We start from the raw sequence: 15,211 nt of genomic DNA on the forward strand, positions 1-15,211 counted from the left end.
GATCACGAATCCCCCGTGACCTGTCGGTAAATGTCTCCGGGCCTCGGTGGCGGGCCGCAGTCACCGGGCCGTTCGCCCGAGGAGTTCGGCCGCCGCCGCCTTCACCTCGGCCAGCAGCAGCTCCAGATCCGCCTCGGTGGTCGCGGCGTTGAGCAGGCAGGCGCGCAGCATCTCCCGGCCGGCCAGCCGGGCGCCGGTGACAAAGACCCGCCCGCGCCGCTGCACCGCCACCGGGAGCTCCCGGTTGAGCGCGTCCAGGGCGGCCTCGTCCAGTCCGGCGGCCCGGTGGCGGAACGCCGTGATCGAGGTCTGCACCGGTGCCAGCAGCTCCAACTCCTCGTCGGCCTCGATGAGTTCACCGAGGTGGCGGGCTAGTTCGGTGCACCGGGCGATGTCCTGGGCGAGCCCTGCCCGGCCCCGGTGCGCGATGGTGGCCCACACCTTGAGCGCGCGGAACGGGCGGGTCTGCTCGGTGCCGTACTCGGAGAACCAGCCGAGCGCGCCGGCCGCCTCGTCGCGCAGATAGGACGGCACCAGGCTGAAGGTGCCACGCAGTTCCTCGGTGTCGCGGACCAGCGCGCAACCGCAGTCCACCGGCACGCCCAGCCACTTGTGCGGGTCGAGGGCGAGCGAGTCGGCGCGCTCCAGCCCGGCGTAGCGGTGGGCGATCACCGGGTCCAGCACGCCGAACGCCCCGTACGCGCCGTCCACGTGCAGCCAGAGGCGCTGTTCGGCGCAGAGGTCGGCGATCGGGCCGAAGGCGTCCACGGCGCCGGTGCCGACCGTGCCGGCCGAGGCGACCACCAGGAACGGCAGCAGCCCGGCGGCCCGGTCCCGCTCGATCGCCGCCCGCAGATCGGCGAGGTCGAGCCGCCCGTCCGGGTCGGTGGCGACGGTGCGCAACTGCCTGCTGCCCAGGCCCAGCAGCTCGGCGGCCTTGCGCACACAGGAGTGGGTCTCCCCGGTGACGTAGCCGACCAGCGGCGGCAGGCCCGCCAGGCCGTCCTCCCGGACGTTCCACCCGGCCTGCCGGGCGGCGCGGGCGCGGGCGGCGGCCAGACAGACGATGGTCGCCATCGAGGTGCCGGAGGTGAGCAGCCCGCCGCCGGCCGGGTGCGGGAAACCGACCAGCTCGGCGATCCAGCGCACCACGGCGCGCTCCAGATGGACGTCGGCGTGGTCGCCGCCGGCCGAGCTGGGGTTCATCGCGGCGGCGGCCAGGGTGGCGAGCACCCCGGCGGGGGCGGGGGCGGAGTTCACCCAGCCGAAGAAGCGCGGGTTGCCGTTGCCCATCGGGTACGGCAGGACGTCCTGGCCGATGGCGGCCAGGAGCTCGGCGAGCGGGCGGCCGTCCTCGGGCAGCGGCGCGTCCAGCAGGGCCTGCCGGGCGGTGTCGTCCATCGGCTGCCAGACCGGGCGGTCGGGCAGCCCGGCGAGGTAGTCGGAGACCAGCTCGGCGGTGGCGTGCGCGGCGGCGCGGAAGTCCTCGGGTCCGTCCATGAGGGCTGCTCCAGCGGGTGGGGGCCTGGGGCGCGGCGTCCTCGGCGCACCTGTGATCAGGCCCGATCCTACGGAAGGGGCCCGCGCCGTGCGGCGCGGGCCCCGGGGGGAACGGTCGGGGAGGGCGTCAGTCGAGCGAGGCGGAGAGCCCGCTCGCCGAGCGGCAGTAGCCCTGCATCTCCTTGTCGGTGAGCTTGGCGCAGAGCCGGCCGGCCGCGCCGCCGTCGGTGTAGTTGACCGTGTAGTAGCTGACCAGGCCCTCGGCGCAGGCCTTGCGCTGCCAGCCGTCGGCGGCCGTCGCGCACTGCTGGGCGGCCCAGTCCTCGCGGTCCAGGTTGTACTTCATGGTGCGCGAACCGACACCCCGGCTGCAGTCCACGGCCCCGCCGGCGCCCTTGCCGCTCAGACACCACTTCAGCGCGTCGGCGTACACCTCGGGGTGGTTCGGGTAGTCGTGCGACGAGAGGTAGAACGTCGGCGCGTAGAAGAAGCAGGCGGACTGGAACAGCGACGGCTGGTCCTTGCACGGGTACAGCGGGTCCTGGGCGAGCTTGTCGGCGGGCAGGTTGGCCTTCGCCTTCTCGTCCTCCTCGTCCGGGCCGAAGAGCTGCATGAACAGCCCCTCCGAGCACCGGATCTTGTTCTGGTCGGAGGGGAACTTGTCGCACAGCGCCCGGGCGGCCGCCACGTCCTGCTTGGCGACGAACATGGTGCCGTGGCCGACGCCGTGGATGCACGGCCCGATGTTGGTCGGCGCGCAGAGCTTCAGCAGGTCCACCTCGGGCTGCGGGGAGGCGTTCAGCATCTCCTCGACCGCGCCGTGCAGATAGCCGGCCGCGCAGGTCTCGTGCGGGAAGGAGATGACCTTCTGGAAGTCCGCGTTGAACCGCTTCACCGCCTCGTGCCCGAGCTCGTGGGCGATCGGGTGGCAGAACCGGACGGTGTACGGCAGCTGCTTGGTGATCCGGTCGAGGTCGGCCAGCGCGACCCCGGGGTCGGTGGCCTGCATCTCGGTCATCAGTTTGTTGCGCAGCGTCGAGCGGGTCCACACCGCCGGGTCGCCGGTCGGGGTGGCGCTCGCGACGCCCGCCGGGCCGGTGGCGTCGGCCGCACCCGCTGCGGCCGGGGCGCCCACCGCGGCGGCGGGCGCGGGCGTCCAGTCGGTGACGGCCACCGATCCCAGGCCCAGGACCCCCAGCAGAAGAGCGGTGAGAATCGCGAATGCTCGCGGTTGCATGACGGAGATCCCCCGGCGGATCGAGGCGGACGGTTCGCTTCCCATCCTGACGGCACGGGGGGTGGGATTCCGCGTTTTCGACCGCCATTCGGGAGGTGTCGGCGACGCTATCGCACGTCCCACCTGCCCAACGACGCGGGATGGCCCGGGGTCACCACCCGTACGGCGCAGCGGGATGGCGCGGGGCCGCCGCGCCGTACGGGGGAACGGTCAGAGCTCCAGGGAGACCTGGTACCGCGTCAGCCAGGCGTTGAGGTCCAGCGCCAGATCGACGCCGAGCCGGACGGTCTGCGGGTCGGTGTCCGGGGCGAGCGCGTCGGCGAGCCGCCGCCGGTCCAGCAGGGCGAGCACGGGGGCGGCCGGGTCGGTGGCGAGCTCGGCCAGTTCGTCACGGAGCATCGCCGGGTAGTGCGGGTCCTGCACGGCCGGGTACGGGCTCTTCACCCGGTCGGCGACCTCCTGCGGCAGCACGTCCCGGACGGCGGCACGCAGCAGGCTCTTCTCCCGGCCGTCGAAGGTCTTCATCGCCCAGGGGGTGTTGAAGACGTACTGCACCAGCCGGTGGTCGCAGAACGGCACCCGCACCTCAAGGCCGTTGGCCATGCTCATCCGGTCCTTGCGGTCCAGCAGGATGCAGACGAAGCGGGTGAGGTGGAGGTAGGAGATCTCCCGCATCCGCCGCTCGACCGGGTCGGCGCCGGGCAGGTGCGGGACCTCGGCCAGCGCCTCGCGGTAGCGGGCCCGCCGGTAGCCGTCCAGATCGAGCCTGTCGAGCAGACCGCCGTCCAGCAGCTGTTCGCGCGGCCTGGCGCCCCTGCCGCCGAGCTGGACCGCCGCGGCCGCCCAGGGGAAGTCGTCGGCGGCGACGATCCCCGGGTCGTGGAACCAGCGGTAGCCGCCGAACAGCTCGTCGGCGGACTCCCCGGAGAGCGCCACCGTCGACTTCCGGCGCACGCTGCGGAAGAGCAGCAGCAGGGAGGTGTCCATGTCGCCGAAGCCGCCCGGCGCGTCCCGGGCGCGCAGCACGGCGGCCCGCTGCGCCGGGTCGGTGAGCGCGGCGCTGTCCAGTTCGATGACGCTGTGGTCGGCGCCGACGTGGTCGGCCAGCAGCCGGGCGTACGGCCGGTCCGGGGTCGGGCGGGTCTCGTCGGCCTGGAAGTGCTCGGTCTGGCCGACGAAGTCCACCGCGAAGGAGCGCACCGGGCCGGCGCCGGCCTCGCGCAGCGCCCTGGCGGCCAGCGCGGTGACGGTGCTGGAGTCGAGGCCGCCGGAGAGCAGCGAGCAGAGCGGTACGTCCGCCTCCAGCTGGCGGTGCACGATGTCGTCCAGCAGGGCGCGGACGGTCGCGACGGTGGTCTCCAGGTTGTGGGTGTGCTCGCGGGCCTCCAGGGCCCAGTAGCGGCGGACGGAGATCCCGGTGCGGCGGATCCGGACCACATGGCCCGGCCGGACCTCGGCGATGCCCCGGTAGATCGTCCGCCCCGGGGTCCTGGTGACGGCGAGCAGTTCGCGCAGGCCGTCGAGGTCCACCACCGGCCGGACCGCCGGGTGGGCGAGCACGGCCTTGGCCTCGGAACCGAAGATCACGCCGTCCGGGGTGGGGCAGTAGTGCAGCGGCTTGATGCCCATCCGGTCGCGGACCAGCAGCAGCTCCTCGCTGCGGGTGTCCCAGACGGCGAAGGCGAACATGCCGTTCAGCCGCTCGGCCAGGCCCTCGCCCCATTCGAGGTAGGCGTGCAGCACGACCTCGGTGTCGCTGCGGGTGTGGAAGCGGTGCCCGGTCGCCTCCAGCTCCGCGCGCAGCTCGCGGTGGTTGTAGACCTCGCCGCTGTAGGTGAGCACGGCCAGGGCCCGGCCGTCGTGCTCGACCGTCATCGGCTGGGTGCCGCCCTCGATGTCGATCACCGCGAGGCGGCGGTGGCCCAGTGCGGCGTGCCGCTCCAGGTGGACTCCGCCGGCGTCCGGGCCGCGGCAGAACTGGGTGGCCGTCATCGCGTCCAGTACCGGACGTTCGGCGGTGAGGTCGCGGTCGAAGGCGACCCATCCGGTGATCCCGCACATCTGCAAGCCTCCGGTCTCCCGATACGCATCTGCGATCCGTATGCGGAGAATCACGCTACGTCGCCACCGGGGGTCGCTACAAGGGTGGGGCGAGAAGGGGGTGAACCGACTCCGGGTCCCGATTGAGCCGAAAGCCCCGAGATCTGCCCGGATTCGGGCAAGATCTTTGGTTTCGCCGCCGGGCGCGGCCTAGGCTCCTGGCTCGTGTCCAGCTCACCGCACCCTCACGAAGACCTGCTCGCCCACCTCACCCGGACCAGCCCGCTCGGGCCCAGGGAGGCGGCGCGGGTCGTGGCGGAGGTCCTGGCGTACTTCTCCGAGACGACCGAGGAGTACGTCCGGCGCCGCCACGGTGAGCTGCAGGCGCGCGGCCTGACCAACGAGCGGATCTTCGCCCGGCTGGCCGAGGAACTGCCCGCCAGGCGGGTCGCCGCGCCCGGGCTCTCGGCCCGCCAGCTGCGCCGGATGGTCTACGGCTGACCGCCGGCCGCCCGCTTCCCCCGCCTCTTCCCGCCTCGTGAAGGAGTCCACCCAGATGTGCGGAATCGTGGCCTACATCGGCCCCAAGGACGCGACCCCCTTTCTGCTGGAGGGGCTGGCCCGGCTGGAGTACCGCGGCTACGACTCGGCCGGCGTCGCCGTCACCGGCCGCACCGGCGGCCTGAAGGTCCGCAAGACCAAGGGCCGGGTCGCCGACCTCGCCGCCGCCGTGCCCGCCCGGTTCAAGGGCACCACCGGGATCGGCCACACCCGCTGGGCCACCCACGGCGAACCCAGCGACGCCAACGCCCACCCGCACCTGGACAACGCCGACCGGATCGCCGTCGTCCACAACGGCATCATCGAGAACGCCGACGAGCTGCGCGCCAGGCTCACCGCCGACGGCGCCGTCTTCCGTTCCGAGACCGACTCCGAGGTGCTCGCCCACCTGATCGCCGCCCACGCCGCGGCCGGGGCCGAGCTGGAGGACGCGGTGCGCGCCGCGCTCGGCAGGGTGGTCGGCACCTACGGCATCGCCGTGCTCGACGCCGCCCAGCCCGACCGCATCGTGGTCGCCCGCAACGGCAGCCCGATCGTCCTCGGCATCGGCGAGAAGGAGATGTTCGCCGCCTCCGACGTCTCGGCGCTGGTCCGCTACACCCGGCAAGTCGTCCACCTGGAGGACGGCGAGCTGGCCACCGTCCGCGCCGACGGCTTCCGCACCTTCACCGAGGACGCCCGCACCACGCACCGCCAGCCGTCCACCGTGGACTGGGAGACCGACTCCTACGACACCGGCGGCTACGAGCACTTCCTGCTCAAGGAGATCCACGAGCAGCCCGGCTCGGTCGAGCGCACCCTCGGCGGCCGGCTCGACGAGCGGTTCGCCACCGCCCACCTCGGCGGCCTCAACCTGGACGCCCGCGAGCTGCGCGAGATCCGCCGGGTCAAGATCCTCGGCTGCGGTTCCGCCTACTACGCCGGTGAGATGGGCGCCCAGCTGATCGAGGAGCTGGCCCGGATCCCCGCGCACAGCGAGCCCGCCTCCGAGTTCCGCTACCGCAACCCGGTGATCGAGGCGGACACCCTGTACGTCGCGGTCAGCCAGTCCGGCGAGACCTACGACACGCTGGCCGCCGTCCAGGAGATCAAGCGCAAGGGCGGCCGGGTACTGGGCGTCGTCAACACCGTCGGCAGCGCCATCGCGCGCGAGTGCGACGGCGGCATCTACCTGCACGCGGGCCCGGAGATCTCGGTCGCCTCGACCAAGGCCTTCACCTCGACGGTGGTCGCCTTCGCGCTGCTCGCCCTGCACTTCGGGCGCATCCACGACCTCTCGCCCGCCGACGGCCGCCGCATCGTGGCCGGTCTGAAGGCGCTGCCCGGGCAGATCCGGGAGATCCTCACGCAGAACGACGCCATCGCCGAACTCGCCGCCGAGTACGCGCGGTCCGAGGGCATGATGTTCATCGGCCGGGTCCGCGGCTACCCCGTCGCGCGGGAGGGCGCGCAGAAGCTCAAGGAGATCTCCTACGTCCACGCCGAGGCGTACCCCGCGAGCGAGTTGAAGCACGGCCCGCTCGCCCTGATCAGCTCCGCGCTGCCGACCGTCGCCCTGGTGCCCGACGACGAGCTGCTCGACAAGAACCTCACCACGCTCGGTGAGATCAAGGCCCGCTCCGGCCGGGTGCTGGCCGTCGCCCACCGCAGGCCCGAGGCGAAGCTCGCCGACCACTGCATCCTCGTCCCCAGGAGCGAGCCCGAGCTCGACCCGCTGCTCCTCAACATCCCGCTCCAACTGCTCGCGTACCACGCGGCGGTGGCGCTGAAGCGGGACGTCGACAAGCCGCGCAACCTGGCGAAGAGCGTGACCGTGGAGTAGCGCCCGGTGCCCGGCCCGTCTCAATGTCGCGGCAGGTCCAGGCCGTTGATCCGGCGGACGCCGTCCGCGAAGCGGAACTCGAAGGTGAGCGCCGAGCGGGCTTCGTCGATGGTGCGCGCCACCGCCGCATGGCTGTCGCCCACACCCGAGATGGTGTCCAGGGTCAGCGTCGCCGAGCCGCCGGGCAGTCGGTCGCCCGGCCGGACGAAGTTGCGGTAGGCGGTCACCCCCCGCAGCCCCCGGACGGTCTCGGCTCCGTGGACGGCGTCCAGCCGGCAGGGGAGCAGCGGTGCGAGGTTGTTGTACTGGAAGTGGACCCTGCCGCCGAAGTCGAAGGTCGGCAGCCAGGGCTTCTCGCCGAGTGCCAGCAGCGCCCCGACGCGCACCAGATCCAGCCCGCAGGACTCGCGGGCCATCATGTTCACATGGCCGGAGATCCGCCCGTTGAGCTCGATGATGCGCGGCCCCTCGGGGGTGAGCTTCAGCTCGGTGTGGGCGAAGCCGAAGTCGGATCCCACGGCCTCCAGTGCCCGGGTGACGAGGTCGAAGATCTCCTGTTCCTCGGTGCCCGGCAGGTGGCTGGGCCAGATCCGCCCCGTCCCCCGGAACGGTGGCATGACCGGGGTCTTGCCGGTGAGGACCAGGTGGGTGATGCCCGAGGAGGTGCAGACGCTCTCGACCGACACGTAGTCGCCGAACGGCTCGCTGGGCCGGCCCGGGAGGAACTCCTCGATGATGAAGGGGGACCACGACCCGCCGGCGGCGAGGTCCGCGAGCCGGGACCGGACGGTGCGGGCGTCCTGCGGTGACCACATGGCGTAGGCGTCCCGGCTCCGCGAACCGGTCACCGGTTTGACGATCGCGGGCAGGCCCACCGCCCCGAGGGCGGTGGGCCAGTCCGCGAGGTCCTCCACCACGTGGGTGCGTGTGGTGTCGACGCCCGCTTCCCTCAGGGCGCGGCGTTGCCCGCCCTTGTCGGTGAAGAGCCGGGCGGTCCGTACCGACTGACCGGGAAGCCCTGCGGCGGCGGCGAGTTCGGCGGCCGGGCGGATCATCTCCTCGCAGAAGGTGAGGATCGCGTCCGGAGCGACCTCCCGTACGAGCTCCGTGTCCGCCGCGGTGTCCCCGGTGAGCGTGCGGACCTCGCCCAGCAGGTCCATCACCGGCCGGAGCTGGTCCACGTGCGCGGACTCCGGCGGCACCAGGAAGACGATGTCGCCCAGGTCGGCCAGGCCCGCACCGATCTCCCCGGCGGGAACCGCGCCCGCGTCGTACAGCACGGCGAAGCGGGTCCGAGAGGCGTCGGCCATCGCTCATATCCCCCGATCGTTCGGTGCGGGCGGTGCGGGCGGTGCGGGCGGTGCGGGCGGTGCAGACGGCGCTGATGGCGCCGATGGCCTGGGTGGCCCGGGCGGGGCGGCCGGGCTGACCGGGTTCGCCACCAGCGCGGACAGTGACTGCCGCAGGAGGTCCGCGTAGGCCTCCGCGGCGGTCCGCGGCACGAAGGCCGGGTCGAAGCCGATCCGTATCTGGCCGTCGGTGCCGGTGATCTCGACATTGACGTGGAACGGGAAGCTGGGCTTGCCCCGGCGCCACCAGCCGCGGGTGGGCAGCGACGCCAGGCGGTCGAGCTCCTGGTAGGCGTGGAAGTTCATGAAGTTGAAGGTGACGTCGAAGGCCGGGCGGCCGAGCCGCTCCACGACCCTGGCCTGGGGGTAGGCCTGGTACGGGGCGCCCTCCCGCTCGGCGGTGGCCGCCGCCCTGATGAGACCCGTCCAGGTGTCGTCCACCGTCGTGAAGCGGATCGGCAGGGTGTTGAGGAAGAGCCCGGCCGCCAGATCCGAACCGGCGCTCTCCGGGCGGGTGTTGAACACGACACCGGTGACGACGTCGTGCTCGCGTCCGGTCCAGCTCCCCAGGGCCCGGGCGTGGGCGGCGAGCGCGACGGACTTCACCGGGACGCCGAGCATCCGGGCCACGGCGGACAGGGCGCCCACGAGCTCCGGGTCGAGGGCGGTCTCGCAGCGCTCCCGCGGATCGGGGACCCGGCCGGAGGCCGCCGCGCCGAACAGCAGCGCGGGAACGTTCGCCTGTCCGAACCAGTGGTCGGCCGCCGCCGCCGAGCCCGCCGTCGCGCGCTCGGCGGCGATGAAGTCGCGCTGCACGTCCGGTGCGAGCCCGGGCAGTTCGACGCCCTGACCGCCGAGCCCGAGGTGGTAGAGGGTCATCAGCTCCACGGCCAGCCGGCTGAAACTCCAGCCGTCCAGAATGGCGTGGTGTGCCGCGAGCGCGACGTGAAAGGACGCCGGCAGGGCCACCACCTGGCAGTGGAACAGCGGCGGGGACTGCCAGTCGAGCGGTGTGTCGGCCCGGCGGTCACGCCAGTCGCGGACCAGCGCCTCGGCCTTCCCGGCGTCCGCGGCCCGGTCGACGCTCAGGGCCGGTTCGGCCCGCTCCCACACCAGCTGTGCCGGTTCCGAGAGTTCGCCGAGGTCGAAGGAGGTCCGCAGGGCCGGGTGGCGGCGGCCGAGCTCCGCGAGGGCGGTCCGGAAGCAGCTCTCGTCGAAGGGCGCGCACACCTCCCAGCCGTGCATGATGTGGTAGAGCAGCGGATCCTGGCTGGTCTCGCAGAGATAGAGCATGCCGACCTGGAGGGCCGAGGCGGGCAGGGCGTCCACCACGCCCGCCGGGACCAGGGAGCGGTCCGCCGGGTCGAGGAGGGAGAAGGCGGTCTCCGCCGCGGTGCTCCGGTCGGCGCCGCCGCCGGCGGCCAGCGCCTCGACCACGGCGGGCGAGCCGATCACGCCCCGAACGGTCTGATGGACCATCAGATCCCGTAGCGAGACCGGGATTCCCCGGGCGCGCGCGGCGTTGACCACACGCACCGCGATCAGCGAGTCCCCGCCGAGCGCGTAGAACCTGCTGTCCCGGTCGATCTGCTCGACGGCGAGATGCTCCTTGAACACGGCCAGCAGGATGTCCGCCGGGTCCGCCGGGTCGACCGGTCCGGCCGCGGGGGAGTCGGCCGCGGGGAAGTCGGCCGGCGGTGTGCGGACGAGGTCCTTCGGCGGTTCCGCCATGCCCGTCATGTCCCTTCGGTAGTCGGCCTGCGTCATGCCACGGGGAACGGCGGCGGGAGCGTGGCCGAAGGATCGGTGGCTAGCTGAGCGCGGTGACGGGAACCGGCACGTCACGCATGGTGCGAAGGGGCGAGAACACCACGAACAGCGAGGCGCTCCACATCCCCAGAACACAGACCAGCAGGGTCGGCCGGAGCCCGATCGAGGCGCCGAGCGCCCCGCCGAACAGGGAGCCGAGCGGGATGACACCGTAGGCGATCCAGAGGTAGACCGCGCTCACCCGGCTCAGCAGGTCGGGCGGGCAGACCAGTTGCCGGTAGGAGATCGACGCGGTGTTGAACAGGGTGGAGTTGGCCGACAGGGCGGCCAGGCCGACGGCGTACAGCACGATGCCCCAGCCCGCCATCGCCAGCGGCATCAGCAGGTACAGCGGGCCGGGTACCAGCATGGCGACCCAGATGATGCGCGCGGAGCCCACCCGGTCGGAGATCTGCCGGGCGAAGGCGCCGGTGAGCAGGCCGCCGACGGAACCCAGGGTGAACACCAGACCGACGGCGGCCGGGGACGCGTCCAGGCCGCGCAGCATGAAGGTGACCGCGATCGAGTACGTCGCCGTCACGAAGAAGTTGGTCACACTGGTGCAGATCAGCAGCCTGCGGAGGACGGGCTCCCGGCGGACGAACGTGAGCCCCTCGCCCATGGCCGACTTGAAGGACACGCGGTTCGAACCGCCCGGTGCGTCGGACGCGGACTTCGGGACGCGGATCATGCCCAGGGTCAGGGCGCTGAGGGCGTACGTCAGGACGTTGGCGAACAGCGTGCGCGAGGCGCCGACCAGCCCGACCAGCGTGCCGCCCAGGCCGGGCCCGATCAGCTCCGCGAGGGACTCGCACATGCCGAGCTTGCCGTTGCCGTCGACCAGTTGGGTGCTCTTCACCAGTTTCGGCAGCTGGGTGCGGTAGGCGACCGTGAACAGGACGGTCAGCACGCCGGACGCGCTGGTGACGGCGTACAGGTAGAACAGGCTCAGCCGGTCGGCCAGGGCGACCAGGGGGACCGAGAGGATCAGCAGCATGCGGGCGACATCGCAGAAGATCATGATCTTCCGCTGGTCCAGCCGCTCCGCGATCACGCCGGCCGGCAACGAGAACAGCGCGAAGGGAAGCCAGCTCAGCGACGTCAGCAGGGAGACCTGGAAGGTGCTGGCATGCAGGACGTCGAGCGCCAGGAGAGGCAGGGCGATGATCGCGATCCGTGGACCGAGTGTTCCCGCTCCCTGCCCGAACCACAGCAGCATGAAGTTCTTGTTCCGCCAGAGCGAGTCCTTCGGCCTTGCCATGACGGCCTGCGGTGTTGCCGGCTGGGTCACTGATTCGTCCTGCCTTGTTCGGGTGGCACCTGTCCGGGCTCGCGGTCTACAGTGCCAGCTGTCTGGGTCGGTCCTCGACGGGCGCGGGTGAACTGCCGCTCAACTGCCGGTCCGGGAGCCGCGGCAGGGCTTTCGCCGTCGAGCAGTCCTTGGACCGGGGCCATCTGCGCTGCCCCGCCGTGGCCTGGCCGGCGGTTTCGCGCATGCTCCGCAGATAGGCCCGGACGGCGTTGAGCACGGTGAAGCCCACCCGCTGTTCGACGGGTGACGTCACTCTGGTGATGAGCCCGCACTGCAGCAGAGCGTAGACCGCGCGTGCGGCCTGTGCCCGTGGCATGCCGAGGTACGCGACCACCGTCTCGACCGTCCACGGGCAGGGCCGGTTCGAGAGGCGGGTGAGGAGGTTGCGGTAGGGCAGCGGCTGCGCCAGCACGGCGTCCCGCACCATCGCCACCGCGTCGGCGCGGTCCCCGGGATGCGTGGCGAGCAGCAGCGGCTCGTTGCGGGCCATGCCGAGGAGTTCGTCCGCCGAGACGATCGTGAACCAGGAGGCGGCCGCCTCCAGGGCTCTCGGCAGGCCGTCCAGCCGGTGGCAGATCTCGGTGAGCATCCGCAGGGTGGTGGTGTCGGGGTCGAAGCCGGGCTGGAGATCGGTGATCAGTTCGAGCAGCAGCGCCATGGCCGGCGCGGTGGTGATCTCCTCCGGGCGTGCGGTGGCCGCCGCGAGGGTGAGCGGGCGCAGTGCGAGCTGGTACTCCTCGGGCGATCCCTGCGGGGTCCGCGCGGTCTCCAGGATCTGCAGTCTCGGACATTCGCACATCAGCGTCCGCAGGGTGTCGCGCGGGACCTGGCCCACGTCGTTCCCGTCGAGGACCAGCAGGACGGACCGGTCCTCGACCAGCCGGACGAGCTGGTCGAGGTTCTCGCCGTCGCGTGTCAGCATCCCTTCCACCCGGAGGGACCGGGCCCGGTGCGGACTGCCGGCCCGGCGGTGGGTCGCCGCCCCCGCGGAGAGGCCGCCGGGCGTCTGCCGCAGGGGCACCCAGACGGTGGGCATGGCCGCCTGCGCGTGGAGGGCCTGGGCCGCGGCCACGGCCAGGTGCGTCTTGCCGACGCCGCCGAAGCCGGTCACGGCGGTGATGCGCTCGTGCTCGCTCAGCACCCGCCGGACGATCGTGTTCACCTCCCACTCCCGCCCGTGGAGCGGCCGCGCGTTGGCGATGGCCGGCATGACAAGCGCCTCGAACAGCGCTCCGCCCGCTTCGCAGCCGGCCGCCAGCTCGAACGAGACGCGCTCCTGGGCGGTCAGCCGCAGAGCGTCCGCCAGCAGACGCACGGTGTCCGGGCGTGGCAGTGCCACCTGACTCTGCTCCAGATTGCGCAGGGCGCGCACGCTGACGGCGGAGAGGTTGGACAGCGCGGTCTGGGTGAGCCGGGAGCGTTGACGGTACTTCCGGAGCTGTTGTCCGAAGTCCTCACCACCGACGCCGGATCGCGATCGCTCCATCAGGGGGTCCTTCTCTGGTCGGCCGGCCGTCATGGTCGTGGATGACGGCCGGGTGGCGCCTGACGTGCCAACGCCGGGTGCAGGAGGTGGGGAGGCCGCTGGGGCCGGTGTGCCCCGGGCGGAGCGCGGGCTCCCGGTCGGGGAGGCGCCGCGCCGTGTCGGTACGGGGGAGCGGGAGGTCTGCGCCGAGCGGGATCCCGAGGCCGGGAGGGGGTGTTGGGGCCGGCCCGGTGGGGGTTCGCGGCGGTCGCTCACGCGCGCGGGGCGCAGGCCCGGGCCGCTCTCGTTCTTCGGACCGCCGTCGCTCTGCGCAGGCGCAGGCGTAGGCCGCGGTCTGCCGTCGGGCCGGCCGGGCTGTGGCCGTGCTCGATGAACCCGTCGTCGTGCGGAACCAATACCCCTCCCCCGTTTGAGTGGTTCGGCGGCCCCCCGCCGTGTGTCGTCCGTGTGCGAAGACCGGAGATCACCTGGTGGTCGGAGGCTACACCGTAGCCCGTCGTGGCGGGAGTGAGCGACGTATTTTCCTTTGGTGGCTTGGGAGTTGATCGTCCGGGTGGCTACCGGTCGGTGGCGGGCGGCCCGTTGGGGCCGGCCCGGTGGCCCGGCGGTGGCGGGGCGGGGCGGTGCGGTGAACTTCCCCTCATCTGCCGCTGGTTGTGCCGCCTCCCCGGCGATCGGCGTGCTTAGACTGCTGGCACGGTTTTTCCCCATTCCTGCCGCATTTGTTGGTGGCCGGGCATGTGAAATGGGTGGCCCCGCAAGAAAAGCCAGATTCTCCCGAGGTGGGTGCAATGTGAAAAGCTCGCATGAAACGCGGTCCCTGCCCTTTGTCGCCGGCGTCGCCGTCCAGCGCTACCTGGCCGCCGAGGACGGACTGACGGCGGCACACGAGGAGGGGTGCAGCCACTGGTACATCGATGCGAGTCTGCTGTCGGACATGCCGCACAACTGGTCCGAGAGCCGTGCCCGGAACCTGGTGGCGGCCGCCGCGGAGCACGGGCTCGCGCCCCTCCTGCACGGAAACTTCCGGGCACCGCTGGCCTCGGAGATCCCGGAGATCCAGGCGGCGAGCCTGCAGTACCTGCGACGCGAGATCGACCTGGCGGCGCGCCTGGAGGCCACCGCGCTGATCGTGCACGGGGGCGCCTTCGTCGAGCCCCGGCCGACGAAGGCACAGCGCGATGCCGCACTGGAGCGGTTCCTCTCCCTGCTTTCCGTGGTCGTCCGGGAAGCGGGCGAACGCGGCGTCACGGTCTGGCTGGAGAACCTCTCCTACTACCCGAAATACCGTCCGTTCTCGTACGTCTTCACCAGGGAGTCCGATTTCGCCGCGGCCCTCGCCGCGATTCCCGGGATCAGATTCATCCTGGATGTCGGCCATGCGAACGTCAACCAGTCGCTCGCGGTGCCGGCGTTCGAGCAGTTCGCGTCGTCGATAGCGGCCCTGTCGCTGAGCAACAACAGCGGGGACCAGGACGCGCATCTCGCCCTCGACGAGGGCACCCTGTCGATGCGGGCGATCACGGACACCATCCGGGCGCGGGACTGGAAGGGCATCATCGCCTTCGAGACCCGGAACGAGAGCGTGAAGGCCGGTATCGACTACCTCGCCAGGCTCTGGGAGCCCGGCCCCCGGTCCGGGCACCGCTGACGGGACCTGCCGAGGAACCGTCCGGCCCCGCCGCACGCGCGGCGGGGCCGGAACCGGTTCTCACCCGCGGGCGGCGGGGCCGGACGCGGCCGACGGGGTGGCCGGGGCGCTCAGACCGGCGGCGAGGGCCGCCGGACTGGGGTGCGCGTACAACTCCCGCAGGCTCACCGAGCCGAAGCCCGCGTCCCGCACCGCCGTGAGCAGCCGCACGGCGAGCAGCGAGTTGCCGCCGACCTCGAAGAAGTGGTCGTCCGGGCCGAGGTCGGAGCCGATCACCGTGCGCCAGACGGCCAGCATCGCCGCGGCCGGGTCCGCGGGGCCGGGGGGGGGCGGGGGGGGGCCCCCCGGGGCCCCCCCCCCCCGGGGGCGGGGGGGGGGGCGGGGGGGCCCGTCGCCCCTTGCCGTGCCGGTGCGAGGCCGTGTCGCGACTGGGAGCCGCGCGGG

The 15,211-nt window shown here is 72.5% G+C and carries 11 protein-coding genes; 3 read left to right on the top strand and 8 right to left on the bottom strand.

The annotated features are described in order from the left end of the window. Nucleotides 1-60 precede the first annotated feature (60 nt). From ACIP82_RS06260 to asnB, 3 genes are all read right to left on the bottom strand, one after another. Nucleotides 61-1,500, bottom strand: coding sequence for a pyridoxal phosphate-dependent decarboxylase family protein (locus tag ACIP82_RS06260; RefSeq protein WP_400651414.1), 1,440 nt, complete (start codon nt 1,498-1,500; stop codon nt 61-63). A gap of 127 nt (nt 1,501-1,627) precedes the next feature. Next, on the bottom strand, nt 1,628-2,737 hold the full coding sequence (locus tag ACIP82_RS06265; protein WP_363608171.1) for a hypothetical protein: 1,110 nt from the start codon (nt 2,735-2,737) through the stop codon (nt 1,628-1,630). 210 nt (nt 2,738-2,947) lie between these two features. Beyond that, a complete protein-coding gene (gene asnB, locus ACIP82_RS06270) occupies nt 2,948-4,798 on the bottom strand; it encodes an asparagine synthase (glutamine-hydrolyzing) (protein ID WP_400651416.1) in 1,851 nt (616 codons plus the stop codon). Between the two features lie 204 nt (nt 4,799-5,002). Here asnB and ACIP82_RS06275 point away from each other — a divergent pair, with 204 nt between their 5' ends. Continuing rightward, complete coding sequence (locus ACIP82_RS06275; protein WP_363608169.1) at nt 5,003-5,278, top strand: hypothetical protein; 276 nt, start codon at nt 5,003-5,005, stop codon at nt 5,276-5,278. 55 nt (nt 5,279-5,333) lie between these two features. After that, nucleotides 5,334-7,160, top strand: coding sequence for a glutamine--fructose-6-phosphate transaminase (isomerizing) (gene glmS / locus ACIP82_RS06280; RefSeq protein ID WP_363608168.1), 1,827 nt, complete (start codon nt 5,334-5,336; stop codon nt 7,158-7,160). A 20-nt stretch (nt 7,161-7,180) separates the two neighbouring features. On the opposite strand, the gene ACIP82_RS06285 is transcribed toward glmS, so the two are convergent. From ACIP82_RS06285 to ACIP82_RS06300, 4 genes are all read right to left on the bottom strand, one after another. Continuing rightward, nucleotides 7,181-8,470, bottom strand: coding sequence for an acetyl-CoA carboxylase biotin carboxylase subunit family protein (locus ACIP82_RS06285; protein ID WP_400651420.1), 1,290 nt, complete (start codon nt 8,468-8,470; stop codon nt 7,181-7,183). A gap of 3 nt (nt 8,471-8,473) precedes the next feature. Beyond that, nucleotides 8,474-10,249, bottom strand: coding sequence for a condensation domain-containing protein (locus ACIP82_RS06290; RefSeq protein ID WP_400651423.1), 1,776 nt, complete (start codon nt 10,247-10,249; stop codon nt 8,474-8,476). Nucleotides 10,250-10,319: 70 nt separating this feature from the next. Next, the gene (locus tag ACIP82_RS06295) at nt 10,320-11,579 is read right to left on the bottom strand and encodes an MFS transporter (RefSeq protein WP_400651426.1); all 1,260 of its coding nucleotides are present in this window, start codon (nt 11,577-11,579) and stop codon (nt 10,320-10,322) included. Nucleotides 11,580-11,655: 76 nt separating this feature from the next. Next, nucleotides 11,656-13,116: a helix-turn-helix domain-containing protein gene (locus tag ACIP82_RS06300; protein WP_400651428.1), complete on the bottom strand. Its 1,461-nt coding sequence runs from the start codon at nt 13,114-13,116 to the stop codon at nt 11,656-11,658. A gap of 793 nt (nt 13,117-13,909) precedes the next feature. On the opposite strand from ACIP82_RS06300, the gene ACIP82_RS06305 reads away from it, so the two are divergent. Further along, a complete protein-coding gene (locus tag ACIP82_RS06305; RefSeq protein WP_363608163.1) occupies nt 13,910-14,767 on the top strand; it encodes a sugar phosphate isomerase/epimerase family protein in 858 nt (285 codons plus the stop codon). A gap of 60 nt (nt 14,768-14,827) precedes the next feature. On the opposite strand, the gene ACIP82_RS06310 is transcribed toward ACIP82_RS06305, so the two are convergent. Continuing rightward, complete coding sequence (locus tag ACIP82_RS06310; RefSeq protein WP_400651431.1) at nt 14,828-15,064, bottom strand: acyl carrier protein; 237 nt, start codon at nt 15,062-15,064, stop codon at nt 14,828-14,830. Between the last annotated feature and the right edge of the window lie 147 nt (nt 15,065-15,211).

It is taken from the genome of Kitasatospora sp. NPDC088548, assembly GCF_044753005.1.
Classification (GTDB): domain Bacteria; phylum Actinomycetota; class Actinomycetes; order Streptomycetales; family Streptomycetaceae; genus Kitasatospora.

Bases quoted from the DNA above. Each gene is read 5' to 3' on its own strand.
- ACIP82_RS06260 (WP_400651414.1), bottom strand. From the start codon at position 1,500: ATGGACGGACCCGAGGACTTCCGCGCCGCCGCGCACGCCACCGCCGAG.
- ACIP82_RS06265 (WP_363608171.1), bottom strand. From the start codon at position 2,737: ATGCAACCGCGAGCATTCGCGATTCTCACCGCTCTTCTGCTGGGGGTC.
- asnB (WP_400651416.1), bottom strand. From the start codon at position 4,798: ATGTGCGGGATCACCGGATGGGTCGCCTTCGACCGCGACCTCACCGCC.
- glmS (WP_363608168.1), top strand. From the start codon at position 5,334: ATGTGCGGAATCGTGGCCTACATCGGCCCCAAGGACGCGACCCCCTTT.
- ACIP82_RS06285 (WP_400651420.1), bottom strand. From the start codon at position 8,470: ATGGCCGACGCCTCTCGGACCCGCTTCGCCGTGCTGTACGACGCGGGC.
- ACIP82_RS06290 (WP_400651423.1), bottom strand. From the start codon at position 10,249: ATGACGGGCATGGCGGAACCGCCGAAGGACCTCGTCCGCACACCGCCG.
- ACIP82_RS06295 (WP_400651426.1), bottom strand. From the start codon at position 11,579: ATGGCAAGGCCGAAGGACTCGCTCTGGCGGAACAAGAACTTCATGCTG.
- ACIP82_RS06300 (WP_400651428.1), bottom strand. From the start codon at position 13,116: ATGGAGCGATCGCGATCCGGCGTCGGTGGTGAGGACTTCGGACAACAG.
- ACIP82_RS06310 (WP_400651431.1), bottom strand. From the start codon at position 15,064: ATGCTGGCCGTCTGGCGCACGGTGATCGGCTCCGACCTCGGCCCGGAC.